General features: G+C 63.5%; 25 protein-coding genes and 1 tRNA gene. 21 read left to right on the top strand and 5 right to left on the bottom strand.

What is annotated here, in order from left to right; genetic code table 11:
- Positions 1-3 precede the first annotated feature (3 nt).
- Together nrdR and G557_RS0100990 are read left to right on the top strand one after the other, a co-directional pair.
- Positions 4-504 (top strand): transcriptional regulator NrdR, encoded by a 501-nt coding sequence (nrdR, locus tag G557_RS0100995; protein ID WP_028244620.1) that lies wholly within the window; start codon positions 4-6, stop codon positions 502-504.
- On the top strand, positions 504-1583 hold the full coding sequence (locus G557_RS0100990) for a quinone-dependent dihydroorotate dehydrogenase (RefSeq protein ID WP_028244619.1): 1080 nt from the start codon (positions 504-506) through the stop codon (positions 1581-1583). The genes nrdR and G557_RS0100990 overlap by 1 nt, the downstream gene beginning before the upstream one ends.
- Before the next feature lie 40 nt (positions 1584-1623).
- Here G557_RS0100990 and G557_RS0100985 read toward each other — a convergent pair whose 3' ends face one another.
- Complete coding sequence (locus tag G557_RS0100985; protein ID WP_028244618.1) at positions 1624-2196, bottom strand: DUF3043 domain-containing protein; 573 nt, start codon at positions 2194-2196, stop codon at positions 1624-1626.
- 194 nt (positions 2197-2390) lie between these two features.
- Here G557_RS0100985 and G557_RS0100980 point away from each other — a divergent pair, with 194 nt between their 5' ends.
- From G557_RS0100980 to G557_RS0100965, 4 genes are all read left to right on the top strand, one after another.
- Positions 2391-2741 (top strand): HesB/IscA family protein, encoded by a 351-nt coding sequence (locus tag G557_RS0100980; RefSeq protein WP_028244617.1) that lies wholly within the window; start codon positions 2391-2393, stop codon positions 2739-2741.
- 133 nt (positions 2742-2874) lie between these two features.
- Positions 2875-3786 (top strand): aa3-type cytochrome oxidase subunit II, encoded by a 912-nt coding sequence (gene ctaC, locus G557_RS10770; RefSeq protein WP_051223989.1) that lies wholly within the window; start codon positions 2875-2877, stop codon positions 3784-3786.
- 14 nt (positions 3787-3800) lie between these two features.
- Positions 3801-5510: an aa3-type cytochrome oxidase subunit I gene (gene ctaD / locus G557_RS10765; RefSeq protein ID WP_051223987.1), complete on the top strand. Its 1710-nt coding sequence runs from the start codon at positions 3801-3803 to the stop codon at positions 5508-5510.
- A gap of 4 nt (positions 5511-5514) precedes the next feature.
- Positions 5515-5961: a cytochrome c oxidase subunit 4 gene (locus G557_RS0100965; protein ID WP_028244616.1), complete on the top strand. Its 447-nt coding sequence runs from the start codon at positions 5515-5517 to the stop codon at positions 5959-5961.
- A 75-nt stretch (positions 5962-6036) separates the two neighbouring features.
- Here G557_RS0100965 and G557_RS0100960 read toward each other — a convergent pair whose 3' ends face one another.
- Positions 6037-6384 (bottom strand): hypothetical protein, encoded by a 348-nt coding sequence (locus G557_RS0100960; protein ID WP_028244615.1) that lies wholly within the window; start codon positions 6382-6384, stop codon positions 6037-6039.
- Between the two features lie 213 nt (positions 6385-6597).
- Between G557_RS0100960 and G557_RS0100955 the strand changes: the two genes are divergently transcribed.
- Both G557_RS0100955 and G557_RS0100950 read left to right on the top strand, forming a co-directional pair.
- Positions 6598-7035 (top strand): hypothetical protein, encoded by a 438-nt coding sequence (locus G557_RS0100955; RefSeq protein WP_156877037.1) that lies wholly within the window; start codon positions 6598-6600, stop codon positions 7033-7035.
- 419 nt (positions 7036-7454) lie between these two features.
- Entirely contained in the window at positions 7455-7709 is a 255-nt protein-coding gene (locus G557_RS0100950) for a hypothetical protein (RefSeq protein ID WP_028244613.1), read from the top strand.
- A gap of 1499 nt (positions 7710-9208) precedes the next feature.
- Here the strand turns inward: G557_RS0100950 and G557_RS0100940 are convergent.
- A tRNA-Val gene (locus G557_RS0100940) sits at positions 9209-9282 on the bottom strand.
- A 167-nt stretch (positions 9283-9449) separates the two neighbouring features.
- Between G557_RS0100940 and thrS the strand changes: the two genes are divergently transcribed.
- From thrS to G557_RS0100895, 9 genes are all read left to right on the top strand, one after another.
- Positions 9450-11489: a threonine--tRNA ligase gene (gene thrS / locus G557_RS0100935; RefSeq protein WP_028244611.1), complete on the top strand. Its 2040-nt coding sequence runs from the start codon at positions 9450-9452 to the stop codon at positions 11487-11489.
- A 42-nt stretch (positions 11490-11531) separates the two neighbouring features.
- Positions 11532-12293: a YebC/PmpR family DNA-binding transcriptional regulator gene (locus G557_RS0100930; RefSeq protein ID WP_028244610.1), complete on the top strand. Its 762-nt coding sequence runs from the start codon at positions 11532-11534 to the stop codon at positions 12291-12293.
- 4 nt (positions 12294-12297) lie between these two features.
- Positions 12298-12873: a crossover junction endodeoxyribonuclease RuvC gene (ruvC, locus tag G557_RS0100925; protein ID WP_036960236.1), complete on the top strand. Its 576-nt coding sequence runs from the start codon at positions 12298-12300 to the stop codon at positions 12871-12873.
- A gap of 9 nt (positions 12874-12882) precedes the next feature.
- Positions 12883-13473, top strand: a complete 591-nt coding sequence (ruvA, locus tag G557_RS0100920) for a Holliday junction branch migration protein RuvA (RefSeq protein WP_028244608.1) — start codon at positions 12883-12885, stop codon at positions 13471-13473.
- Complete coding sequence (ruvB, locus tag G557_RS10760; RefSeq protein ID WP_084626879.1) at positions 13470-14549, top strand: Holliday junction branch migration DNA helicase RuvB; 1080 nt, start codon at positions 13470-13472, stop codon at positions 14547-14549. The genes ruvA and ruvB overlap by 4 nt, the downstream gene beginning before the upstream one ends.
- Before the next feature lie 91 nt (positions 14550-14640).
- Positions 14641-15066, top strand: coding sequence for a preprotein translocase subunit YajC (gene yajC, locus G557_RS0100910; protein WP_051223985.1), 426 nt, complete (start codon positions 14641-14643; stop codon positions 15064-15066).
- Positions 15067-15126: 60 nt separating this feature from the next.
- Positions 15127-17016: a protein translocase subunit SecD gene (secD, locus tag G557_RS10755; RefSeq protein ID WP_084626878.1), complete on the top strand. Its 1890-nt coding sequence runs from the start codon at positions 15127-15129 to the stop codon at positions 17014-17016.
- Positions 17016-18059 (top strand): protein translocase subunit SecF, encoded by a 1044-nt coding sequence (gene secF, locus G557_RS0100900; RefSeq protein WP_028244606.1) that lies wholly within the window; start codon positions 17016-17018, stop codon positions 18057-18059. Before secD ends, secF begins: the two co-directional genes overlap by 1 nt.
- A 53-nt stretch (positions 18060-18112) precedes the next feature.
- A complete protein-coding gene (locus G557_RS0100895) occupies positions 18113-20374 on the top strand; it encodes a RelA/SpoT family protein (RefSeq protein ID WP_028244605.1) in 2262 nt (753 codons plus the stop codon).
- On the opposite strand, the gene G557_RS0100890 is transcribed toward G557_RS0100895, so the two are convergent.
- On the bottom strand, positions 20356-21021 hold the full coding sequence (locus tag G557_RS0100890; protein WP_028244604.1) for a hypothetical protein: 666 nt from the start codon (positions 21019-21021) through the stop codon (positions 20356-20358). The genes G557_RS0100895 and G557_RS0100890 overlap by 19 nt on opposite strands.
- Positions 21022-21124: 103 nt before the next feature.
- On the bottom strand, positions 21125-22354 hold the full coding sequence (locus G557_RS0100885) for a DUF349 domain-containing protein (RefSeq protein ID WP_028244603.1): 1230 nt from the start codon (positions 22352-22354) through the stop codon (positions 21125-21127).
- Positions 22355-22405: 51 nt separating this feature from the next.
- Between G557_RS0100885 and G557_RS0100880 the strand changes: the two genes are divergently transcribed.
- The 4 genes from G557_RS0100880 to G557_RS0100865 all read left to right on the top strand — a co-directional run bounded on the left by G557_RS0100880 (position 22406) and on the right by G557_RS0100865 (position 25177).
- Entirely contained in the window at positions 22406-23776 is a 1371-nt protein-coding gene (locus G557_RS0100880; RefSeq protein ID WP_084626877.1) for a replication-associated recombination protein A, read from the top strand.
- Positions 23777-23953: 177 nt separating this feature from the next.
- Positions 23954-24583, top strand: coding sequence for a 30S ribosomal protein S4 (gene rpsD, locus G557_RS0100875; protein WP_028244601.1), 630 nt, complete (start codon positions 23954-23956; stop codon positions 24581-24583).
- A gap of 42 nt (positions 24584-24625) precedes the next feature.
- Positions 24626-24970: a DUF948 domain-containing protein gene (locus G557_RS0100870; protein WP_028244600.1), complete on the top strand. Its 345-nt coding sequence runs from the start codon at positions 24626-24628 to the stop codon at positions 24968-24970.
- Positions 24971-24976: 6 nt separating this feature from the next.
- Positions 24977-25177, top strand: a complete 201-nt coding sequence (locus G557_RS0100865; protein ID WP_028244599.1) for a hypothetical protein — start codon at positions 24977-24979, stop codon at positions 25175-25177.
- Positions 25178-25180 lie beyond the last annotated feature (3 nt).

Below are 25180 nucleotides of genomic sequence, written 5' to 3'. Positions count from 1 at the left end.
TTCATGCACTGCCCCTTCTGCCGCCACCCCGACTCTCGCGTGGTCGATTCGCGCACCAGTGACGACGGCACCTCGATTCGCCGCCGCCGCCAGTGCCCGGCCTGCGGGCGTCGTTTCACTACCACCGAGACCGCATCCCTGTCGGTGGTCAAGCGCGGTGGGGTCGTCGAGCCGTTCCGTCGCGAGAAGATCATCTCGGGCGTGCGCAAGGCGTGCCAAGGGCGCCCGGTCAGTGACTCTGACCTGGCGCTGCTGGCGCAGAAGGTCGAAGAGACCATCCGCTCCAGCGGTTCGAGCGAGGTCGACTCGCATGAGGTCGGTCTGGCGATTCTCGAGCCGCTGCGTGATCTCGATGAAGTGGCGTATCTGCGTTTCGCGAGCGTCTACCGCAGCTTCGAGTCGATCGACGATTTCGAGCGTGCCGTTGAGCGCCTCCGCGAATACCACGCTGAGCACGGCCTCGATGAGGGCGAGACCACGGATGCAGCGGGGGAGCGGTCATGATCTATCGCGCCCTGTTTGTCGGTGTGCTGCAGCATCTCGACCCCGAGCGTGCCCACGGGCTGGCTTCTTGGGCCATTCGTTCTGCGCATCGCACGGGTCTCGGTCGCCTCATCAGCCGCGCCACCCGGCCTGATCCGGCTCTTCGCGTTGAGGCCTTCGGCGTGCAGTTCGCCACCCCGTTCGGTATCGCGGCAGGGCTCGACAAAGACGCCACCATGTTCGCCGGTCTCGGCGATCTCGGTTTCGGCCACGTCGAGGTGGGCACCATCACCGCACAGGCTCAGCCCGGCAACCCACGACCGCGCCTGTTCCGTTTGGTGCGCGACCGGGCGCTGATCAACCGCATGGGGTTCAACAACCATGGCGCGCAGGCGGCGCTGGTGCAGCTGACCCGCCGCGACCGCGCGGCAAGCGTGCGCGTGGGCGTGAACATCGGCAAAAACAAAGTGGTGCCGCTCGACGAAGCAGTCGACAACTACCGGGCCTCGGCGCGGGTGCTGGCACCCAGCGCTGACTACCTGGCCGTCAACGTGAGCAGCCCCAACACCCCCGGGCTGCGCGATCTGCAGCATGTCGAGGCACTGCGCCCCATCCTTGAAGCTGTGGTGCACGAGGCTCAAGGCACACCTGTGCTGGTCAAGCTCGCGCCCGACATGCACGACGACGAGCTGCTGGCGGTGCAGGCGCTCGCGGTCGAGCTGGGGCTCGCCGGCATCATTGTGACCAACACCACCATTCAGCGCACTGGCATCTCGATCGATGCCGCCGAGATCGAGCGCATTGGCGCGGGCGGGCTCTCCGGGCCGCCCGTGCGCGAACGATCGCTCGAGGTGCTGCGGCTGTTGGTCGCCGCCGACGCCGGCCTGCCGATCATCTCCGTGGGCGGGGTGCAAGACGGTGACGATGTCTGGGAGCGCCTGCGCGCCGGGGCAACGCTCGTGCAAGGATTCACCGAGTTCATCTACGCCGGCCCGGCATGGGGGCATCAGATCAATCGACGTGTGGCACAGCTGCTGGCCAGCAGTGAGTTCAGCAGCATCGCCGAGGTGACCCAGTCGGTGCGTTCGCCGCGCAGCTGACCGCGAGTGGGGCATCCTGCGGAATGCCGCCTCAAACGACTCAGCGCTGATTCGGGTCGAATTCGCCGCGCTTGACCTGCGGCTTCGGAATTCGCATGCCGCGCATCTGCAATGCGCGCATCGATGCATACAGGCCGAGGCCGCGCTCAACGTTTTCGCTGCCGAAGCGTTCGGCGGCCAATCGCTTGGCCTTGCGCGAGATGAGCAGTGAGTCGACGATCAGTGCGGCCACGAAGGCCCACAGGCCGAAAGTATACGTGGCGATGACGATGGTGCTCGGCACGAAGGTGAGCACGATTACCACGATCATCACTGGCAGCATGAATTCACCGAGCGACCATCGGCCGTCGACGTAGTCGCGCACAAAGCGCTTCTGCGGGCCGCGCTCTTTGGCGGGCAGATAGCGCTCGTCGCCGGCGGCCATGCCGATGCGCGCCTTTTCACGCTCGGCTCGGGCGCGACGCTTGGCTTCGGCGCGATCGTTGGCGATCAACGGGCGGCGATTCAGTGCTTCAGCCTCACGACGCTTGGGAGTGGGGTGCCCCTTGCCGACGCTCTTGTGCGACTCGGTCGACCCAGCGGGGTCTGAGGTGGCCTGGGGATCTTTGCTCATGCGAGGTGACGCTGCCTTCCATGGAACGGATGTGCCCCTTATTGTATCCGGCTTGTTCGCGCGCACTCTGACACTGGCGTACGCTGTCGGCGCACATGGGGTACAGCGGGGTGTGCAAGGCCGCGCTGGTGTTCTAAAGTGGAGGCACGGCGCGCGCTGCCAGCGTGGGCCTGTGGTCAGAAAGAGAGTCAGACATGAGCACCGACACCATCCAGACACACGGAGTCACCCTCACCGATGCAGCGGCTGAGAAAGTGCACAGTCTGCTGGTGCAAGAGGGGCGCGAAGACCTCCGTTTGCGCGTTGCTGTGCAGCCGGGCGGCTGCTCGGGGCTCATCTACCAGCTCTACTTCGACGAGCGGCTGCTCGACGATGACCTGCTGGCCGAGTTCGGTGAGGGCGTCGAGGTGGTCGTCGACAAAATGAGCGCGCCGTATCTCGAGGGCGCCAGCATCGACTTCGAAGACACCATTCAGAAGCAGGGGTTCACCATCGATAACCCCAATGCTGCGGGCAGCTGCGCCTGCGGCGACTCGTTCCACTGATCTGATTGACCCGTGATTCACAGCAGAATCACGGTCTGACCACGGGTATGGTCAGAGAGCCCCCGAGAAACAGGTAGGATGGACAGGAGCTGACCGACGTCAGTTCTGTGTTCAGTAACTACCGATAGGAACAATGGTGGGTTCGACAGTCAAGAGAGTTGTCGCGAGCACGGGATTGCTGGGCGTAGCCGCCTTGGCACTCTCCGGGTGCTCAGATCTTGCGAAGCGAGGCTTCCTCCCCGCTGACGACACGACCGATCACACCCAGGCGATCTCTTCGCTGTGGGTACATTCATGGATCGTGCTGCTGGGCGTCGGTGTGGTCGTGTGGGGTCTGGTCATCTGGAGCGCCATTGTCTACCGGCGTCGTAAGGGCGAGACCGGCCTCCCGGCGCAGACCCGTTACAACCTGCCTATCGAGGTGCTGTACACCGCTGTTCCCTTCGTGCTGATCTTCGCGTTCTTCATCGCCACGGTGCATGTGCAGAGCGCCACTGAGGCAAACGCAACTGAGGCCTACGACGGTGCTGATGTGCAGGTGCAGGTTGTTGGCAAACAGTGGAGCTGGGACATCAATTACCTCACCGATGAGGGCGAGGCCAATGTGCACGAAGATGCCGGTGTGCAGGCTGACTACAGCGGCGGCGAGACTTTCGATGAATCGAATCTGCCGACCCTTTACCTCCCGGTGAACAAAGAGGTCAAGATCAAGCTTGACGCCCGTGACGTGGCTCACTCCTTCTGGGTGCCGTATTTCCTCTACAAGAAAGACCTGCTGCCGGGCGTGCACAACAACTACTGGACTTTCACACCCACCAAAGAAGGAACCTTCGCGGTGAAGTGCGCTGAGCTCTGTGGCGAGTATCACTCGATGATGCTCATGAATATCGAGGTCGTGTCTGAGTCTGAGTACGAGACTCACCTGACTGAGCTGCGTGATCGCGGCAACACCGGTGCGCTGGGCAACGAGCTCAACCGTCGCCAAGATCTGATTTACACATCGGAAGACTCACAGCAGAGTGACTCCGCTGCGAGCGAGAACTAAGGAGTGAGCAGTTGATGACTTCGACTACTGCAGTGGGATACTCTCCACGACTCGGAAAGAAAGGCAGCTCCGTTGTACGGTGGCTGACCTCAACCGACCACAAGACCTTGGGCTACCTCTACATCGCCCAGTCGATCTTCTGGTTCCTGTTTGCCGGCGTGCTTGCGCTGATCATTCGCGCACAGCTGTTCGAGCCCGGCCTGTCGGTCGTGCCCACCAAAGAGCAGTACAACCAGCTGTTCACCATGCACGGCATCATCATGCTGCTGATGTTTGCGACGCCGCTGTTCGCAGGTTTCGCCAACGTCATCGTGCCGCTGCAGATCGGCGCTCCCGACGTGGCCTTCCCACGTTTGAATGCTCTGGGCTTCTGGGTGTACACCTTCGGCTCGCTGGTTGCCGTTGCAGGCTTCCTCACTCCGCAGGGTGCGGCGAGCTTCGGCTGGACCGCATATGTGCCATTGTCAACGTCGACATATTCGCCAGGCGTCGGCGGTGATTTGTGGGTGATCGGTTTCGCGCTGTCGGGCTTCGGCACCATCATGGGTGGCGTCAACTTCATCGCGACCATCATTTCGATGCGTGCTCCGGGCATGACGATGTGGCGTCTGCCGATCTTCACTTGGAACATCCTGGTGACCAGCATCCTGATCATCATGTCGTTCCCTCCCTTCGCGGCTGCACTGTTCGCGCTGTTCGCCGATCGCAAGTGGGGCACCCACGTGTTCGACCCCGAGACTGGCGGTGTCATGTTGTTCCAGCATGTCTTCTGGTTCTTCGGTCACCCTGAGGTCTACGTCATCGCTCTGCCCTTCTTCGGCATCGTGTCAGAGATCATCCCGGTGTTCAGCCGCAAGCCGATCTTCGGCTACCGCACGCTGGTGCTGGCCACCATCTCGATCGCGGCCCTGTCGGCTACTGTGTGGGCTCACCACATGTACGTCACCGGCCAGGTGCTGCTGCCGTTCTTCTCGATCATGACCATGCTGATCGCCATTCCGACCGGTGTGAAGTTCTTCGACTGGATAGGCACGATGTGGCGAGGGTCGATCACATTCGAAACACCGATGCTCTACACCATCGGCTTCTTGATCACCTTCTGCTTTGGCGGCCTGACCGGCGTGATCCTCGCCAGCCCTGCACTCGACTTCCAGGTGTCTGACACATACTTCGTGGTGGCGCACTTCCACTACACGCTGTTCGGCACCGTGGTGTTCGCGATGTTCGCCGGCCTCTACTTCTGGTGGCCGAAGTTCACTGGCAAGATGCTCAACGAGCGTCTGGGCAAGATCCAGTTCTGGCTGCTGTTCGTCGGCTTCCACACCACGTTCCTGGTGCAGCACTGGCTTGGTGCAATGGGTATGCCGCGCCGGTACTACACCTACCTGCCACAAGACGGTTTCACGCTGCTGAACCAGATCTCCACCATCGGTGCGGCTATTCTGGCGCTCTCGTTCCTGCCGTTCTTCTGGAACATCTACGTGACCACCCGCCACGGCAAGCTCGTGAACACCGACGACCCGTGGGGCTTCGGCGGCTCGCTTGAGTGGGCTACCAGCTGCCCGCCGCCGCGCCACAACTTCACGGCTATTCCGCGCATCCGCTCGGAGCGTCCGGCCTTCGATTTGCATCACCCTGAGTACGCGATCACCGCGTCGAAGGCCTATGCAGAGGCTGAAGAGGCACATGCCAAGCCGGTAGCGGCCGGGTCAAAGGGAAAGTGATCTGATGAAGACCAATGCACGAATCTTGTTCGGCCTCGGTGCCTTCTTCTTCTTGGCGCTGATTGGCTACGTGGTGAGCGTCTACACGCTGACGAACGACACCATCGGTCTGTTCAATCACGAGCTGCGCATCGAGCCGGTGGGTACCACCGCGATCGCCATGGCTGTCGGCATGGCGTGGTTCCCGTCGTTCTTCTTGTTCAAGGCGGCGAAGTCGACTGGCGGGCAGCTGCCCGAAGACGACGAATACGCCAACATCGACGAGGCAGACCCCGACTACGGCTTCTACAGCCCGTGGAGCTGGTGGCCGTTTGTCATGGCCGGCGCTGCTGGCGTGCTGTTCATGGGCCTGGCAGTGGGGCCGTGGTTGGCAGTCATCGGCGGTGTGCTGATGCTGGTGGCCATCATCGGTTTCTCGTTCGAGTACCATCGCGGTCGACTGGCGCACTGACCAGTCACTGCGCAAACGTAGGGCCCGGATCTCTCACAGATTCGGGCCCTACGTTGTTTGCCTTCGCGGGGGCGTTCAGCTGCGTGGTCTGGTGTCGCCACCTGGCTCGTAGAAGCGAAGGAAGTCGCGCCAAGCCAGCGATTGCGGCGCGATGCGCCAGTCGGGGAGGCCAGCCGTCGTGCTGGCCGATGCGGAGTAGATGAACCCCACTTCAGTGCGCACGAGAATGCCCGTTGAACCGGGGCGGTCTTCGCGGTGTACCACCCAGGTATTGTCAGCGACGCGCACGAATCGGGTCTGCACCCCCGCGCGGATGAAGTGCTCGACGTCGCCGAATCGGGTGGGCAGCTGGTCGGGATCTTCGAGCGGATAGTACTTGTGGCCGTCGATTACGGTCACCTGTGTCTGGCGTGTCGTCATCATTGACTCCCTTCTTCGCCTGTGCTTGGAAGTATATGCGCGTAATCCTCTGCAGATTCTCGTGTCTGCATGAGCGAATACGATGCGCCAAGAGTCACATCTGTGAAACCCGATGCGCATACAATGGCATGCGCGTACGCGCTCAGCCTGCCTGGTCATTCGACACCGTTGGTGCCGAACCTCCAGCCCGCTGCGTCTGGTGATGATGGGGAGCTGATGGGTCTGTGGTCACGAAAGCAGTCGCTGGTGGCGATTGGCAGTATCGCTGCGATCCTTGGCGTGTTGGGGGTAGGTGCTGGTCTGCTGACTCATGGAGTGCAGGTGCAACAGCAATGTGCCAGTGCTGTCGAGCGCGCAGCTGATCTTGATTCCAGAATCGATCTCGCATTCGACCGTATTGAGTCAGCTGAGCAGGTGATTGACACCGATGCGTCGGTCGTGGGTTTCAGCGATGATCCCGATCGTGCCGGGCTGCGAACGCAGGCCGACGGTGCGGCTGCAGATGTGCATCCTTTCGGCCAGGTGAACTGTACGACGAAGGCCGAACGGGACAACCTCACCGCGCGACTTGATGATGCAGAGCCCGGGGTCGCCGACCTCGAGCAGGCGGAGCGTGATCTGACCAATGCGGTCTCGGCCTGGCAGGGCCGCTGAGCTGCTGAGGGGACGCGGCGGGCTGCAAACACAGGCCTACGGTGTGGCGCTCTGGGGTGTGTGCTCGTTGGTCAGTGTGTGCGCTCGTTGGTCAGGGGAGTGCCGGTTCGTGACCAGCGGTGGTGCGTGGTGGCGAAGGAGCGCGCACGCGGCTTGATTATCTGGCAAATGAAGAAGCCCCGGAACTCGCGTGTTCCGCATGATTCCGGGGCTGTAGGGGTGTGGTCGATACTGGACTCGAACCAGCGACCTCTTCCGGCAGCGCGGTGGCTGAAGCACTGGACGCAGACACGCTGTCGCGCTGTGAGATCGGCCGCGAAAATCACGGACTGATACACGCAGAAAGCCGCCCCCACCTGGCACCCACCGGGTGAGGCGGCTTTCCGTGTTTGTCAGACGGTACCGATACGGTTCACAGCATGGGGAAATATATCGCGTTCATTGTCGTCGGAATCGTCGTGGTTTGGGCTGCTCCTGGCTGGGCAGAGTCATACATGGACGCGATAATACCTGCGCCGGACGGGTCACCGATTCTGCAAGTGCTCGTACCGTTCATGAACGAGCTTGGGGAACATCGCATTGCTGGAAAGCTCGTCAGGTACTTCGGCATCGGACTCATCCTGATCGGACTGCGCGGCGTCTTGAGCCGCGTCTGGCACGCTTTTGTGCGTTGAGACACACACCTCGCAGTCTGTCAACGAGCTGCGATGCAGTGTCCGTGCACCCTGCAGACATCCCCCTGACTGCAGGGTGCTACCGCCTACCAAAATAGACTGACCAATCACAAAGAACCCTTCAATCGGCTATTACAGCTCGGCTGGGCGGGATTTCTGCGTCTGGTAGCGGAGTACCTACATAGACTTGTCGCATTTAGGCAAAGGGGGAGTACGTGAGTGGTAAGAAATCGCGCCTGGCGCGTCAGCAGCAACGTTTTGGCCCATACGAAAAAGTGCCGCGAAAGCATGTGCCACCGGCGTTGCAAGGTACGCTGGGCCCGGCAGGCTCTCGAAGCGGGCTGGGGAGCGATATTAGGGCGTCTGGGCCTGTGCTGGGTCGCTGCGCCCTTTGCGCTCGACACGACGTCGAACTCCTATTGAGCCACACACACCCGAAGTGGGCGGCAAGATGGGCCAAGCGCGAGGGTGGTGTGATTCATGCCCCCAAACGCAGTGCTACATCGGCGCGTATGCAAGACGGCTACAAACACTACATGCTGTGTGTGGATTGCGAACAGTTTCTAGGGGAAGGTGAACGGACTTGGGAACGTTTTTCCACGATGCCGTTTGACAGTCTCGGATCTATCGGTATACAGGCGAGGCGCCTGAGCTCGTGGCCAGCGAATCCACTCTTTAAGCATGATGGTCCAGGGCTTCATCTTATCCATCGCGCACTTCTCGGCGATATCCTCAAGCTGCACTACGCCCCTTCTACAACCATGGTGATCAGTAAGCGATCAGTTCTAGAGAGTGTACGAGCAGCGCTGCAAGCTGACAGCTACTCAGAGTTCCCTCCTCCAACGGCGGGAAAGTGGTTCACCGATTCCGCGCTGGCAGGGATGAACCCAAGATCGTACGCAGGGATCGGTATTCAGCGGCTATCAGACGGTCAGTGTTTTGCGACAGTAGGGATCGCAGGCATTACTTGGTTCGTGCCGTTGGAGCCCGGCAGCGGTGTCTCAGCCGGCTGGCATCTCGAGTGCTGTCCGGTTTCGATGCGAGCAGAATGGTTTGAAAATTGGGAGAACTCCTCAGACGTTCCGATTGGCAATGCGATAGGACAAGTCTTCAGTGCCGACGACTGCCCCTGTGGATCTGGATCCAGCTACGAAGCGTGTTGTGCGAGAGGATGGCTTCCGCGGATCAATTGGGGGAATCGTTTGGCGGTAAGAGTAGCCGCTAGAGGGGCTTCGAAACGAGGCGCCGGTCCGCGACATCCACCGTGGATTCTCCCTACTCAAGCGCGGACAAGAGCACTGCGCGAAGGTCGATTTGCATGTCGCCAGTGTGCGGGCTCTAGGGCGCCACAACGCCCATGTCGGAAAGTGAAACGGAGCAGGCGAGAGTAGGGAGATACTGAACTTTGCCCCACGTTTGGCTCACGCGGCTTGATTATCTGGCAAATGAAGAAGCCCCGGAACTCGCGTGTTCCGCATGATTCCGGGGCTGTAGGGGTGTGGTCGATACTGGACTCGAACCAGCGACCTCTTCCGTGTGAAGGAAGCGCGCTAACCAACTGCGCCAATCGACCGTGTGGCTACCTCTTGCGAGGCAACTCGACAAGTATAGCGTACCGTACGCATGGATGCCCAACTGCGGCGGGCATCCACCGGGATGCCTGCGGTAGGATAGACGGGCACATACCCACCTGCGTCGGCCGCTTCGTATCGGCCGTCACATCATGCTCAAGGAGCCCCGGTGTCACAGCCCATCACGATCACTGTCAACGGCGAATCGCGGGAGGTGACCGACGAGACCACTGGGTTCGACCTATTCGGCGAAGACCGCACAGTTGTGGCTCTGCGGGTCAACGGCGAACTGCGCGACCTGTCACACGTGGTCGAAGCCGCAGCGACTGTTGAATCGGTGAGCATTGACTCAACTGACGGTCTCAACATCCTGCGGCACTCGGCGACCCACGTGCTGGCTCAGGCAGTGCAGCAGGTGCGCCCGGAGGCGAAGCTCGGCATCGGGCCGTTCATCACCGACGGGTTCTACTATGACTTCGACGTCGACGAACCGTTCACCCCTGACGAGCTGAAGCAGATCAAAAAGGTCATGCAGGGCATCGTCAAGCAGGGGCAGCGCTTCGTGCGGCGCCCGGTCTCTGAAGAGGAGGCACGGCGCGAAGAGGCCAGCGAGCCGTACAAGCTCGAGCTGATCGGCCTCAAGGGCAACGCGGGCGATGCTGAGGAGTCGGTCGAGGTCGGTGGCTCGGGGCTGACTATGTACGACAACGTCGACCCGAAGACCGGCGAGACCGTGTGGAGCGACCTGTGCCGCGGCCCGCACCTGCCGAGCACGCGCCTGATTGGCAATGGCTTCGATCTGCTGCGAGTGGCCGCCGCATACTGGCGCGGCGATCAGGCCAACGCTCAGCTGCAGCGCATCTACGGCACGGCCTGGCCTACCAAAGAAGAGCTGAAAGCTTACCTTGACCGCCTGGCCGAGGCCGCCAAGCGCGACCACCGCAAGTTGGGCGTCGAGCTCGACCTGTTCAGCTTTCCCGACGAGATCGGCTCGGGGCTGCCGGTGTTCCACCCCAAGGGCGGCATTATCCGCAAAGAGATGGAAGACTACTCGCGCCGCCGCCACGAAGAGGCCGGCTACGAGTTTGTGTACACTCCGCACATCACCAAGGGGCATCTCTATGAGGTCAGTGGTCACTTGGAGTGGTACAAAGACGGCATGTTCCCGGCGCTGCACGTCGACGAAGAGCTCGATGCCGAGGGCAACGTCAAGCGCCAGGGGCAAGACTATTACCTGAAGCCGATGAACTGCCCGATGCACAACCTGATCTACGGTGCGCGCGCCCGCAGTTACCGCGATCTGCCGCTGCGTCTGTTCGAGTTCGGCACCGTGTACCGCTACGAGAAGAGTGGTGTGATCCACGGCCTCACTCGCGCACGCGGCTTCACCCAAGACGACGCGCATATCTACACCACGCGCGAGCAGATGAAAGACGAGCTCACCCGCGTGCTGCAGTTCGTGCTCGACCTGCTGAAAGACTACGGTCTCGATGACTTCTACCTTGAGCTGTCGACCAAAGACCCCAAGAAGTACGTGGGCGGCGACGACGTCTGGGAAGAGGCCACCCGCACCCTGCAAGAGGTTGCCGAGGCCAGCGGTCTTGAGCTGGTGCCCGACCCCGAGGGCGCGGCGTTCTACGGCCCCAAGATCTCGGTGCAGGCGCGCGATGCAATCGGCCGCACCTGGCAGATGAGCACGCTGCAGCTCGACTTCAACCTGCCCGAGCGCTTCGGGCTCGAGTACACCGCCCCCGACGGCACACTGCAGCGGCCGGTGATGATCCACCGTGCCCTGTTCGGGTCGATCGAGCGATTCTTCGGCGTGCTCACCGAGCATTACGCGGGTGCTTTCCCGCTCTGGTTGGCACCCGAGCAGGTGATCGGCATTCCGGTGGCCGACGAATACACGCCGTACCTCGAAGAGGTTGCGGCCAAACTGCGCAGCGCGGGTGTGCGGGCATCGGTCGACACCTCTGACGATCGCATGCCCAAGAAGATTCGCACGCACTCGAAGCAGAAGGTTCCGGTGCTGCTGATTGCCGGTGAGGATGACCGCTCGGCTGGCACCGTCAGCTTCCGGTTGCGCGACGGATCGCAGCGCAACGGGGTGCCAGTTGACGAGGCCGTAGCTCTGATCCGAGGGCTGATCGACGCGCATGTGCAGGTGAGCACGGCCGACGATCTCGACCAGCTGCAACAGGGCGCGTAGGCCCGCGAGTACCATAGTTTCAATCGATTTCTAAGGAGTCATATGTCCGGCCACTCCAAATGGGCGACCACGAAGCACAAGAAGGCGCTGATCGACCAGAAGCGCGCCAAGGCATTCGCCAAATACATCAAGAGCATTGAGGTTGCGGCGCGCACGGGCGGCGGTGACCCCGACGGCAACCCGACGCTGTTCGACGCCATTCAGAAGGCCAAGAAGAACTCGGTGCCTGCCGACAACATCACTCGTGCCGTCAAGCGCGGCTCGGGCGAGGTGGCCGGCGCTGCCGAATACCAGACCATCATGTACGAGGCCTATGCTCCGGGCGGCGTCGCCCTGCTGGTTGAGTGTCTGACCGACAACAAGAACCGTGCGGCAGCCGATGTGCGCACCGCGCTCAGCCGCAACGGCGGCACGCTCGCCGACCCCGGGTCGGTGGCCTACAACTTCAGCCGCAAGGGCGTCATCACGGTGCCCAAGGCTGAGGGCGTCGACGAAGACAGTGTGCTCGAGGCGGTGCTTGAGGCTGGGGCTGAAGAGGTCACCGACAACGGCGACACACTGGCGATCACCACAGACCCGTCTGATCTCGTGGCAGTGCGCCAGGCGCTGCAGGCTGCGGGCATCGACTACGACTCGGCTGAGTCGGAGTTCGTCGCCGGGCTCAACATCGACGTCGACCTCGATACCGCGCGCAAGCTGTTTCGCATCATCGATGCGCTCGAAGACAGCGACGACGTGCAGAACGTGTTTGGCAACTTCGACGTGACCGACGAAATCGTCGAGCAGCTCGCCGAAGAGGACTGATCGTTTGTCGGTCATTCTGGGCATCGACCCCGGCCTGACCCGATGCGGGTTCGGGGTCGTCCAGGCGACCACCAGACGCCGACTCTCGCTGGTCGAGGTCGGCGTCATCCGATCTTCTCCGCAAGAGGAGATCTCACGGCGCGTGCATCGCATCGCCGCCGAGCTGCGCACCATCATCGAACGACACCAACCCGGGGTCATCACCGTCGAGCGGGTGTTCGCGCAGCAGAACCTGCCCAGCGTCATGGGTGTGGCCCACATCATCGGCGCGGCCATGCTGCTGGCAGGTGATTACGGCATCCCGCTGACCATGCACACGCCGACCGAGGTCAAAGCAGCAGTCACCGGCAGCGGCCGAGCAGACAAACCGCAGGTGCAGCACATGGTGGCCCGGCTGCTCTCAATCGACGAGGTGGGCGGCCCACCCGATGCGGCCGATGCCCTGGCCGTGGCAGTGTGCGAGGCGTTCAAGCCCTCGGCACAGGTGAGCGCCGCACGCCCCGGAGTCGCCGAGACACCGGCGCAGCGGGCCTGGCGTCAGGCGCGCGCCGCGGCCGGCGATGTCTCAGGTCGGCACTAGTCTGGTCAGATGATCAGCTTTCTGCATGGACGAGTCGAGCACGCCGCCAGCGACCAGATCGTACTTGCCGTCGACGGCATCGGCTACCTGGTCAGCGTGACCCCTGCGCATGCGCGATCGGTGCGCGTCGGCGAAGAGATCAAAGTGCTCACCACGCTCATCGTGCGCGAAGACGCCCTCACCCTATATGGGTTCGAGACGCCCGAGCAGAAGGGCCTGTTCGACGTGCTGCGCTCGGTCGGCGGAGTCGGGCCCAAACTTGCTCTCGCCGTGCTCGGTGCGCTCACTCCAGATCAGATCGCCCAGGCGGTGCACGACGAAGACCCCAAGCCGTTTCAATCGGTCAGCGGCATCGGCGCCAAGACCGCCAAGCTCATTGCGGTGCAGCTGGCGGGGCGCATTGCGCAGCCGGTCGGCGGTGGGGCAGTGGCGGCAGCCAGCGGCCATGCCGACACGCTGAGCGTCACCGCGGCACTGGTCGGCCTCGGCTGGCCCGAGAAGCAGGCACAGCAGGCTGTCGCAGACGCCGCTGCGGCTGGTGTCGAGGGCAATGACACGCTGCTGAAAGCTGCGCTGCGCATGCTCGGGGGCGCACGATGAGCGGCGAACACGACGCAACCAACCAGTCGGCCACACCCTCGGCGGCCAGCGAGGTGCTGCATCCCGGCGCCCTCGACGACGACGCCGGAGCCGATCAGGCCTTTCGGCCGCAGAGCCTTGATGAGTTCGTGGGGCAGCGTAGGGTGCGCGACCAGCTCGATCTTTTGCTGCGTGCGGCCAAGGCACGTTCACGAGCGGCCGATCACATTCTGCTCGCAGGCCCGCCAGGGCTTGGCAAAACGACGCTGGCGATGATCGTGGCGCACGAGCTCGATCGGCCGCTGCGGCTGACCAGTGGGCCGACCATCACGCATGCCGGTGATCTTGCAGCTATTCTCAGCTCGCTGACCGAAGGCGAGGTGTTGTTCATCGATGAGATTCACCGCATCGCCAAACCGGCTGCTGAGATGCTGTATCTGGCCATGGAAGACTTTCGGGTCGACGTCATGGTGGGCAAGGGGCCTGGCGCCACCTCGATTCCGCTGGAGCTGGCGCCGTTCACGCTGGTCGGGGCCACCACTCGCTCGGGTGTGCTGCCCTCACCGCTGCGCGACCGCTTCGGGTTCACTGCCAACATGGAGTTTTACCCGCCGGCCGAACTCGAACACCTGCTGCAGCGTAGTGCGCGCCTGCTCGAGCTGCAGCTGCCCCAGCCAGCCATCGCAGAGATCGCCCTGCGCTCGCGTGGCACGCCCCGTATCGCGAATCGACTGATCCGCCGGGTGCGCGACTACTTGGTGGTGCATCCCGACCACGATCCGGTTGACGCGGTGCGGGCCACGCTGGCGCTCTACGAGGTTGACGAGTTGGGGCTAGACCGGCTTGATCGCGAAGTGCTGAGGGTGCTGATCACGCAATTTGGCGGCGGCCCCGTGGGGCTTGGGCCATTGGCGATGAGCGTGGGCGAAGAGGCCGAGACGCTTGAGTCGGTGGTCGAACCGTTCTTGGTGCGCAGCGGGCTGATTCTGCGCACTCCGCGGGGCCGTGTGGCGGCACCCGGCGCCTGGCGGCACCTCGGCATTGCGCCGTCAGCGACGGGTGCAGAGCATTCACAGCCCACCCTCCTTGATGATTAGGGTAACCTTAACGATTGGGCGCGTTTCAGCGTGCCTGAATTCGAGTGCACGGTCCCGGCTTCCCCCGGCCTGAAGAGAGTGAATTGAGCGTATGGATCCCTTGACAATTGGCATGCTGGTCATCTTCGCGGTGCTGCTGATCGTGATGTTCCGCGGCAACAAGAAGCGGGCGCAGCAGGCTCAAGAGATTCAGAGTAAAACGGTGCCGGGCGCCAAGGTCATGACCACGTTCGGGGTGTACGGTACCATCGTCGAAATCGATGAGGCCGACGGCACCGTGCTCGTTGAGAGCACTCCGGGCACAGTGCTCAAGGTGCATCGTCAGGCCATCGGCAAGGTGATCGATGACACCCCGGCGGTTGAGGTTGCCGCGACTCCAGTAGCTGCTCTCGAAGACGAAGACGGCGAGCCGAAATACGGGCTGCGCGCCGACGAGAGCGCTGAGCCCACTGCGGCAGAAATCACCGACGCCACCTCGGCAGTCGATGATGACGCCAAGGGCGACTCGCAAAAGTAGACATTTCTCAGCGCCGTGAGCAGGTTCGGCGCTGCACATCCCAGTAGAGAGAACAGCACAGTGGCAGCAAGCGGTCCGGTTCGACACGCACGCAGATCGTTGATCTGGCTCGGCGTCATCATCCTCGCACTGGTCGGCACATTGGCTGCCGGCATCGTCTGGGGCGGAGCAAGCATCACTCCGAAGCTCGCGCTCGACCTTGAGGGCGGCACCGAGATCATCCTCTCTGCCGAGACCGAGAACGGGCAAGACCCGTCGGCTGACCAGATGAAGCAGGCACAGTCGATCATGCGTCAGCGTGTCGACGCCGGCGGTGTCAGCGAGGCCGAGATCACCACGCAGGGCAGCCGCAATATCGTGATCGGCATTCCTGGCGAGGCGACATCCGAGCAGCTGGAGCGCATCCGTGCGTCAGCCAAGCTGGAGTTCCGCCGGGTCTGGCGCACGGCATCCGCCTATGCAACCTCGACAACCACTGCGGGCACCACCGAGGGCCTGACCGACCTCGACGGACTGAGTGACGAGCAGGCCGCTGCCCGTGCCGAGGCTGCGCAAGAGATCATCGACCAGTACGACTCGTATGTATGCGTCACCGCGACCACGTCGAGCGATGCCACCTCAACTGACGAGAGCACCGATGAGTCAAGCGACAGCGGCGACTCGTCGTCTGATGTGCAGTACACCACGGCCGACCCGGTGCCCAGCACCAGCTCGGTGACCGTCGGCGATATCAGCGTCGATGCCTCAGATCTGCCAAAGATCGCCTGCGACACCTCGACCGGCGAGAAGCTGCTGCTGGCTCCAGTCGACCGTCTCGACAACAAGGCTGACGGCGCACTGCTCGACGGCGAACAGCTCACCAATGCCACCGCTGGCCAAGAGACCGGCACCAACGGCACCGTGACCAACAACTGGGTGGTCAACATCGAGTTCAACTCGGTGGGCACCGAGATGTTCAAAACCGTCACCACCGACCTCACCTCGCAGTCTGAGCCCGTCAACCGCTTCGCCGTCGTGCTCGACGGCCAGGTGATTGTGGCTCCCACCTCTCAGGCAGTGATCAGCGACGGCAAGGCACAGATCAGCGGCAGCTTCGACAAAGACTCGTCGAAGTCGCTGGCCGATCAGCTGAAGTACGGCGCGCTGCCGATCAGCTTCGACGTGCAGAGCCAGAACAAGATCACGCCGACCCTCGGCCAGCAGCAGCTGGTCGGCGGCCTGATCGCGGGCCTGATCGGTCTGCTGCTGGTGGTCGTCTACTCGATCTTCCAGTACCGCGCGCTGGGTTTGGTCACGGTGTTCTCGTTGCTGATCGCCGCGGTCATCACCTACCTGTTGGTGACGCTCATGTCGTGGCAAGAGGGCTACCGATTGTCGTTGGCTGGCATCACCGGCCTGATTGTCGCCATCGGCATCACCGCCGACTCGTTCATCGTGTACTTCGAACGCATTCGAGATGAGCTGCGCGACGGCTACACCCTCATTCCGGCAGTTGAATCTGGCTGGCGTCGCGCGTTGCGCACGATCTTGGCCTCTGACGGCGTGAACTTCTTGGCCGCCATTGTGCTCTACATTCTGGCAGTCGGCAGTGTGCAGGGCTTCGCGTTCACCTTGGGGCTGACGACCATCGTCGACCTCCTGGTCGTGGTGCTGTTCACCCATCCGATCATGCAGCTGCTGGCCACTACGCGCTTCTTCGGCGAAGGTCACCACTTCTCGGGGCTGAGCCCGCGCATCCTCGGTGCCGCATACCGTGGCCGGGGCAGCTTCCGCACCCCGGGCGAGACGACCGGTAGCGGCCGCAAGGGGCGTGAGAAGCGCTCAGCCGGTGAGGCCGAGCGTCGTATGACCATCGCCGAGCGCAAGGCTCGCGCCGCGGGCTTCATCACCGATGACGAGGCTGGCGACACGCAGACGGACACATCGAGCAAGAAGGGGGAGCGCAGCTGATGGCCGCCTTCTCAGAGTTGGGCTTTGACCTGCACACCGGAAAGCGCTCGTTCGACTTCATCGGGCGTTGGAAGGTCTGGTACACGATTGCCGCGCTGTTGGTGGCGATCTCGATCATCGTGCCGATCGCACGCGGCGGATTCAACCTCGGCATCGAGTTCCGCGGCGGCAGCGAGTTCCGCGTCACTCACGTGACCGACCCCGATACCGAGCGTGCGCTCAGCGTTACCGAGCAGGTGCTCGGCGACGTCGAGTCTGAGCCGCGCGTGGCCATCATCGGCGATGACACCGTGCGTGTGCAGACCTACACGGTGACCGAAGACCAGTCGAGCGAGCTCTCGCAGGCGCTGGCCGACACCTACAACGTGACTCGCGATGATGTGAGCGTCTCATACATCAACCCCAGCTGGGGCTCTGACGTGGGCTCGCAGGCGCTGCGCGGTCTGATCGTCTTCTTGCTGCTGGCCTCGGTGCTGATGGCGGTCTACTTCCGCACCTGGAAGATGGCGTTGGCAGCGATCATCGGGCTGTTCCACGATCTGATCGTGACGGCAGGCATCTACGGTGCCACCGGCATTGAGGTGACCCCGGCAGCCATGATCGGCTTCTTGACGATTCTGGGCTATTCGCTCTACGACACCGTGGTGGTCTTCGACAAGATTCGCGAGAATACGCAGGGCTACCTCGATCAGCATCACCGCACCTTTGGCGAGCTGGTCAACCTGGCTGTCAACCAGACCTTGGTGCGCTCGATCAACACGACCGCCGTGGCCCTGCTGCCGGTCGGCTCGATTCTGTTCATCGGGTCGTTCCTGCTGGGCGCTGGCACGCTGCGTGACATCTCGCTGTCGCTGTTCATCGGCATCTTAGTGGGCACCTTCTCGACCATCTTCTTGGCTTCGCCCACCTACGCGCTGCTGCGCCACCGCGAGCCAGCCATTGTGGCGCACGCTGAAGAGGTGGAGCGTCGTCGCGCTGAGGCCGAGGCTGAAGGCGAGGCGAGCGACGCCGAGGTGTCAGAGACCGCCGCGCAGAACGGGTAGTCTGGAGGGCACGGGTGTCGCACTGACACCACGCTGAGCGAGAGGCGGTGCCCATGGCAGATCCATCTACTGGGGCGGTCTCCCGGCGCATTCCGCTGCCACGTCTGTTTCAACGGCCCAGCACCGGGCTTGATGCCCAGGTCGAGCAGCTGATTCAGACGCTGCGCCACCATCATCCCAAGGCAGACGTTGCGCTGGTGCGCCGCGCCTATGCCGTGGCATTTCGTGCACATGACGGCCAGTTGCGTCAGAGTGGCGAACCGTACATTACGCATCCGATCGCGGTGGCGCAGATTCTGGCCGACCTCGGTGTGGATGCCCGCGTGGTCGCCGCGGCCCTGCTGCATGACACCGTCGAAGACACGCCCTACACTCTGCAACAGCTGACTCACGACTTCGGCGAAGAGATCGCTATGCTTGTCGACGGGGTGACCAAACTCGACAAGGTCAAATACGGTGACAGTGCGCAGGCCGAGACAGTGCGCAAAATGGTCGTGGCGATGTCGCGCGACGTGCGCGTGCTGGTGATCAAACTCGCTGACCGTCTGCACAACGCCCGCACATGGGGGTTCGTGCCGCCCGAGAAGGCCGCACGCAAAGGCCGCGAGACCCTCGAGATCTACGCACCGTTGGCGCATCGACTCGGCCTCAGCGCGGTGCAGCACGAGCTCGAAGATCGTTCATTCCGGGCGGTCTACCCCAAGATCTACGACGAGATCGAACGCCTGGTCAAAGAGCGCACACCCAAGCGCGCCGAGTATATGAAGCGGGTCATCTCGGTGATCAGCGACGACCTGCGGCGCCAGCGCATCAAGTGTGAGGTGGTCGGGCGGTCGAAAGACTATTACTCGGTGTACCAGAAGATGGTGGTGCGCGGTCGCGAGTTCGACGAGATCTACGACCTGGTGGGCATTCGTATTCTGGTGAACTCGATTCGCGACTGCTACGCCGCGCTCGGTGCCATTCATGCCCGGTGGAGCCCGATTCCGGGCCGGTTCAAAGACTACATCGCGATTCCGAAGTTCAATCTCTACCAGTCGCTGCACACCTCGGTGATCGGCCCCGATGGCCGCCCGGTCGAGATTCAGATCAGAACCTACGAGATGCATCACCGCGCCGAATATGGTGTGGCCGCGCACTGGCTGTACAAGGCGGCTGGTGGCAAGCCCGCGACCAACCATGCGGCTGAGCAGGGCGTCAATCAAGATCTGGTGTGGCTGCAGCATCTTTCTGACTGGCAGTCTGAGACCAAAGACCCCAACGAGTTTCTCGATGCGCTGCGCTTCGAGGTCGGGGCCAAAGAGGTCTACGTGTTCACGCCCCAAGGCAAGGTGGTGGGGCTGCCCGGCGCGGCCACCCCGATCGACTTCGCCTACGCGGTGCACACCGAGGTCGGCCACCGTGCCATGGGCGCCAAGGTCAACGGGCGGCTGGTGCCACTCGACACCAAACTCAACAGCGGCGAGGTGGTTGAGATTCTCACCTCGCGTTCGCCCGACGCGGGCCCCAGCAAAGACTGGCTGACATTCGTCAGCAGCCCGCGCGCCAAGGCCAAGATCAGGCAGTGGTTCAGCAAGGAGCGCCGCGACGAGGCGATCGACTCTGGCAAAGAGGCCTTGCAGCGTGCACTGCGCAAAAACCGCGTGCCGCTGCGGGCGATCGGCGATCAAGAGGAGTTCACTCGGGTTGCCGCGGGCTTGGGCTACGAGAGCATCTCGGCGCTCTACGCCGCGCTCGGCGAGGGACACGTGTCGACACAGTCGGTGATCGAGCGCCTCAGCGCCCTCGAGTACACCGACACGGCCACCAGCGAACTGCCGGTGATCACGCCAGCGGTGGCCAGCGCGCATCAGCGAGCCGGCAAGACCGACTCGGGCGTGCTGGTGCGCGGGCAGACCGATGTGATGGTCAAACTCGCAAAGTGCTGCACGCCGGTGCCGGGCGACCGCATCGTCGGGTTCATCACCCGCGGCGCCGGAGTCTCGGTGCACCGCGCCGACTGCCACAACGTCGACGATCTGCGTCAGCAGCCCGATCGCATCGTCGATGTGTCGTGGGCGCCGTCGCACAAGAGTGTGTTCTTGGTCAACATTCAGGTCGAGGCACTCGACCGGGCCGGCCTGCTCTCTGATGTGACTCGCGTGCTCTCAGAGCATCATGTGAACATCCTTTCGGCCTCGGTCAAGACCTCTGATGATCGCCTGGCGCTGTCGCGCTTTGTGTTCGAGATGGGCGACACTGTGCACCTCGACCGCATTCTCAACGCAGTGCGTCGCATCGACGCGGTCTACGACGTCTACCGCGTCAACGGCTGAGCACCGACCACCGCGAGGGTCTGCGCGAGCAGCTGCACGGCTCGTCGACAATTGGCCACGCGGCTGAGAACCTGCGTGCGCTGCAACGCCTCGTGCACAGCATCGGCGTGGTCTCGGGCCAGCGCGAACAGGGCTTGCGAGTCTTCTGACCCCCGCCATCGCAGTGCGAGGTCTTGCGCTGTGCGTGCCGGAGAGGTGACCTGCTGAGTGCCGATTCGTGCGGTCTGGGCCTGGGGCACCGGATTGTGCCGCACCCGCAGCAGGTGACCTGAGGGCAGCGCCACCCGCCCGTTGCGATCGACCGCATGCTGAGGCAGGCAGCCGATGGGGCATCCGGCGAGCTGAACGGCATCGAGCAGCCGTGGGCAGGCCCCGCCGCTCCACAGCCAGGCAGCTGTGCGCCCGCTCCACAGCAGGCCATCGCCGAGCAGCGGCAGCGCGTCGGCGCGCAGCAGGGGAGTCTCGGGCAGCAGCACCGGGCGATGGGCGCAGCCGACGGCGGTGAGCAGCCCGTCGCGCGCGAGTGCCTGGCGTTCGGCAGCCGAAAACGCGGTGGTCAAGCGGTCGAGCAGGGCACGGTCGTTGTGCAGGCCGGTGGATGCGCCAGCGCGGCCAGCCAGCGCGGTCAGAGTCGTTGAGGTGGTCATGCCTCTATCTCAGACGACAGCGGCAGACCTCACCGACCCAGCGCGCCCCTGTGGATGAATTCGGGCGAAGTGGCTGCTGTGCAGAACTGGTGAGATGCGCGACTCAGACGCCGGTGGCGCGCAGCCAAGCCTGCTGGGTGTGCAGTGCTGAGGTCAGCTCTTCGACCTTGGCGGTGTCACCGGCGGCCTGTGCCGCGGCGATCTGCGCCTCGAGGTCGGCGATGCTCTCTTGCAGCTGAGCGGCGAGCCCGGTGGCACGCTCAGTCAGCGTGGTGTCGCTGGCGCGCCAGTGCTCCTGCTCGGCGCGCTTGACGGCCTCTTCGACGGCGCGCAGTCGGCCCTCGACGGTTTTGATGGCGTTGCGCGGCACCTTGCCGGCGGCATCCCACTCATCTTGAATGCGACGCAGTGACGCACGCGCGGCCTCCCAGTCTGTGACCGGCAGCAGTGCCTCAGCCTTGACCAGCAGCTGCTCTTTGACCTCGAGGTTTTTCTGAAACTGTTCGTCTTCGACGGCATCGTGCTGCTGCTTCTTGGCGAAGACCACGTCGCCGGCGGCCTTGAACTGCTCCCACAGGCGATCGTCGGTTTTGCCTCCGGCGCGGCCAGCGGCTTTCCATTGGTCGAGCAGGGCGCGATAGTCGTTTACTCGGGGCTCGTCTTGGGCGGCAAGCGCCTCGGCCTGCTCGATCAGGCGCTGCTTGGTGGCTTTGGCACCCTTGTGCTGCTCGTCGAGGTGCGAGAAGAAGGCGCGGCGCCCCTCGTCGAGGGTGTGACGGGCGGCGCGGAAGCGTGCCCAGAGCGCGTCGGCCTGAGCCTTGGGAATGCGCGCGGCGGTGCGCTGGTGCTCTTTCCAGCGGTCGAACAGTGCCTGCACCTGCGCCTGGGTGTCTTTCCAGCGGATGCGCTCGGCCGGGGTGGCGGCCAGCTGCTCGATCTCGACCACGATGGCCTCACGATCGCGAGCTGCCTGCTCAACTGCCTGGCTGGCCTGCTCGCTCTGCTGTTGTTCGAGGTCGCCCAGTTGTGTCTTGACGGCGTCGAGACGGGCACGCAGTGCGGGCACGTCGCCGATGACGGCGGGCTCGACGAGCGCCTCGGTGAGCGTGGTCACACTCTTTTTGAGGTCTTTGGCTTTTGCGCCGCGGCGGGCACGCTGTTCGAGCAGGGTCAGCTGACCGGCGAGATCGCGGTATTTGCGCTCATAGAACGCCAGCGCCTCAGCCGGGCTCTGGCCGGGAAACTGGCCCACCCATCGCTCTTCGCCGTCGGTGATGAGATAGACGTTGCCCTCATCGTCGGCGCGACCAAACTGCTGCTGTGACTCGCTCACGGTTCTCCTTGGGTCAGGTGCTCGAACCAGTCTAATGGCTAGGGTGGTCTCATGACTTCACTCGGTTCGGCACGCAGCCTGCGACCACTCGCGGCACGCATGCGCCCGACCACGCTCGAAGAGGTCGTCGGGCAGGCCGAGCTGCGGCGCACCGGCAGCCCGCTGTGGAATCTCTGCCACCCCGGCGAGGGCGGCAGGATGCCCGCGTCAGTGGTGCTGTTCGGCCCGCCGGGCACCGGCAAGACGACGCTGGCTCATGTGATCGCCCACCAGGGCGGGCGCAGGTTCGTCGAGTTGTCGGCGATCAGTGCGGGGGTCAAAGACGTGCGACGGGTGATGGAACAGGCTCAGGGCGATCGCGACCTCTATGGCACGCAGACCGTGCTCTTTCTCGACGAGATTCACCGCTTCACCAAGGCGCAGCAGGACAGCCTGCTGCCCGGGGTCGAAGACGGTGTGGTCACTCTCGTGGCGGCAACCACCGAGAACCCGTCATTCTCGGTCATCTCACCGCTGCTCAGCCGGTCGCTGGTGCTGCGCCTGCACTCGCTCGACGATGCCGATCTCGCCGAGCTGCTCGACCGCGCGGTCACCGACCAGCGCGGTCTCGATGGCAGCGTCACCCTCTCAGATCAGGCGCGCAGCGACATCGTGGCGCTCGCTGACGGTGATGCCCGGCGCGCGCTCACCCTGCTCGAGGCCTCGGCTGGGCAGGCGACGATCAATGCGGGCGGTGCCGCAGAGGGGCATCCTGCCGACGAATCGCCCGATGCGCAACCGCCCGAGATCACCGCCGAGACGGTGGCGGCTGTGGCCGACCGGGCGTTGGTGCGCTACGACCAGAATGGCGACCAGCACTACGACGTGGTCAGTGCGTTCATCAAATCGATTCGCGGCTCTGATGTCGACGCGGCCGTGCACTACCTGGCCCGCATGATCGAAGGGGGAGAAGACCCTCGGTTCATCGCCCGGCGCCTGATCATCTCGGCCAGCGAAGACATCGGCACTGCCGACCCGCAGGCGCTGCCGATCGCCGTCGCCGCCGCACAGGCGGTGGCGTTGATCGGGCTGCCCGAGGGGCGTATTCCACTTGCCGAGGCCACGGTGTATCTGGCGGCCGCGCCGAAATCGAACGCGGCGTATCTGGCTGTCGACCGAGCCATCGCCGATATTCGCGCCGGCAACATCGGCCAGGTGCCGGCACACCTGCGCGACGCGCACTACCAAGGTGCCAAACGTCTGGGGCACGGCGTGGGCTACAAGTATCCACATGACGACCCGAACGGGGTGAGTGCCCAGCAGTATCTGCCCGACGAGCTTGCCGGGCGGCGCTACTACGAGCCCGGTGCGCACGGTTTCGATGCCGCGATCGCCAAGCGTCTGGCTCGGGTGCGCGAGCTGTTGGATGGCCACCGCGGCTGATCGCGACACCTCGCCTGACCAGCCATGCCGCTGGTGGCACCAGGTGCTAGTATTGCAAGGCCTATGTTCTGGCGCGCAACGGCTGCGCGCGCCTGAGCGTATGGGGACGTTCTTTAGCCGAGCGTGGCCCGGCAGCAAACCAGATAGACCAACGAGCGTCATTTTTGAGAGGAACCAGTGGCTACAAAGTCGCGAAATCACAGCAAGACCCGTCAGTCCCGCGCCCTTGGCGTGGCACTGACCCCGAAGGCGGCGCGCCTGCTTGAGAAGCGCCCCTTCCCCCCGGGCCAGCACGGCCGCACCAAGCGCAAGGCCGACTCTGACTACGCGGTGCGTCTGCGCGAGAAGCAGCGTCTGCGCGCCCAGTACGGCATCCGCGAGGCGCAGCTGCGTCGCGTGTTCGAAGAGGCTCGCAAGCAGAGCGGCCTGACCGGTGAGAACCTGGTCGAGCTGCTCGAGCAGCGTCTCGACGCCCTAGTGCTGCGCGCTGGCTTTGCCCGCAGCATCTCGCAGGCCCGTCAGCTGGTCGTGCACCGTCACATCCTCGTCGACGGCGAACGCGTCGACCGCCCCAGCTTCCGCGTGAAGCCGGGTCAGCTGGTGCACGTGCACCCCAAGAGCGAGAAGCTCGAGCCCTTCCAGGTTGCCGCTGAGGGTGGCCACGCCGAGGTGCTGCCCCCGGTTCCCGGCTACCTCGAGGTCAGCCTCGACAAGCTCGAAGCCAAGCTGGTTCGTCGTCCCAAGCGCGCCGAGGTCCCCGTGACCTGTGAGGTGCAGCTCGTGGTCGAGTACTACGCGGCTCGCTGATTCACGCACGCCGACGAAGTCGGTGAGATCCAGGAGGCTCAGATGACCGGTTCAGACATCGCGGCACTCATCGCCGCCAGCGCGTTCGTCGTGCTGGTTGCGCTGTTGGCCGTGCCGCTGCTCAAACTCGGTCGTCTGCTCGACGAAACACGCACCAGCGTGCGAGATCTCACCGACAACGTCGCGCCGCTGATCGACGAGACCTCTCAGACGGTTGCCGAGGCGAACCGTCAGATGGTCAAAGTCGACGGCATCACCACGAACCTCACGAAGGTCACTGAGAATGTCAGTGGCGTCGTGGCCAGTCTGACGCAGGTCGTCAACTCTCCACTGGCAAAGATTGCCGGCCTCGTCGGTGGTCTGCGCCGCGGTCGCAAGCGAAAGTAGGTCGTCATGAGCAGGGCATTCTGGTTCGTCGCAGGTGTGGTTGGCGGGTTCGTCGCCGCACACGAGATCAATAAAACCGAGCGCGGGCGCGAGTTCTTCGCGCTGCTCAACGAGCGCACACAGGAGTTCACCGAGGCGGTGAGCGAAGCCTACCGGTCATATGCCGCCCAGGCTGCCCGCGAGGTCGACTCCTCCATCAACGAATAGCGA

Source organism: Pseudoclavibacter soli DSM 23366, assembly GCF_000423505.1.
GTDB classification, from domain to species: Bacteria; Actinomycetota; Actinomycetes; order Actinomycetales; family Microbacteriaceae; genus Pseudoclavibacter_A; species Pseudoclavibacter_A soli.
This window is presented reverse-complemented; position numbering and strand designations above follow the sequence as displayed.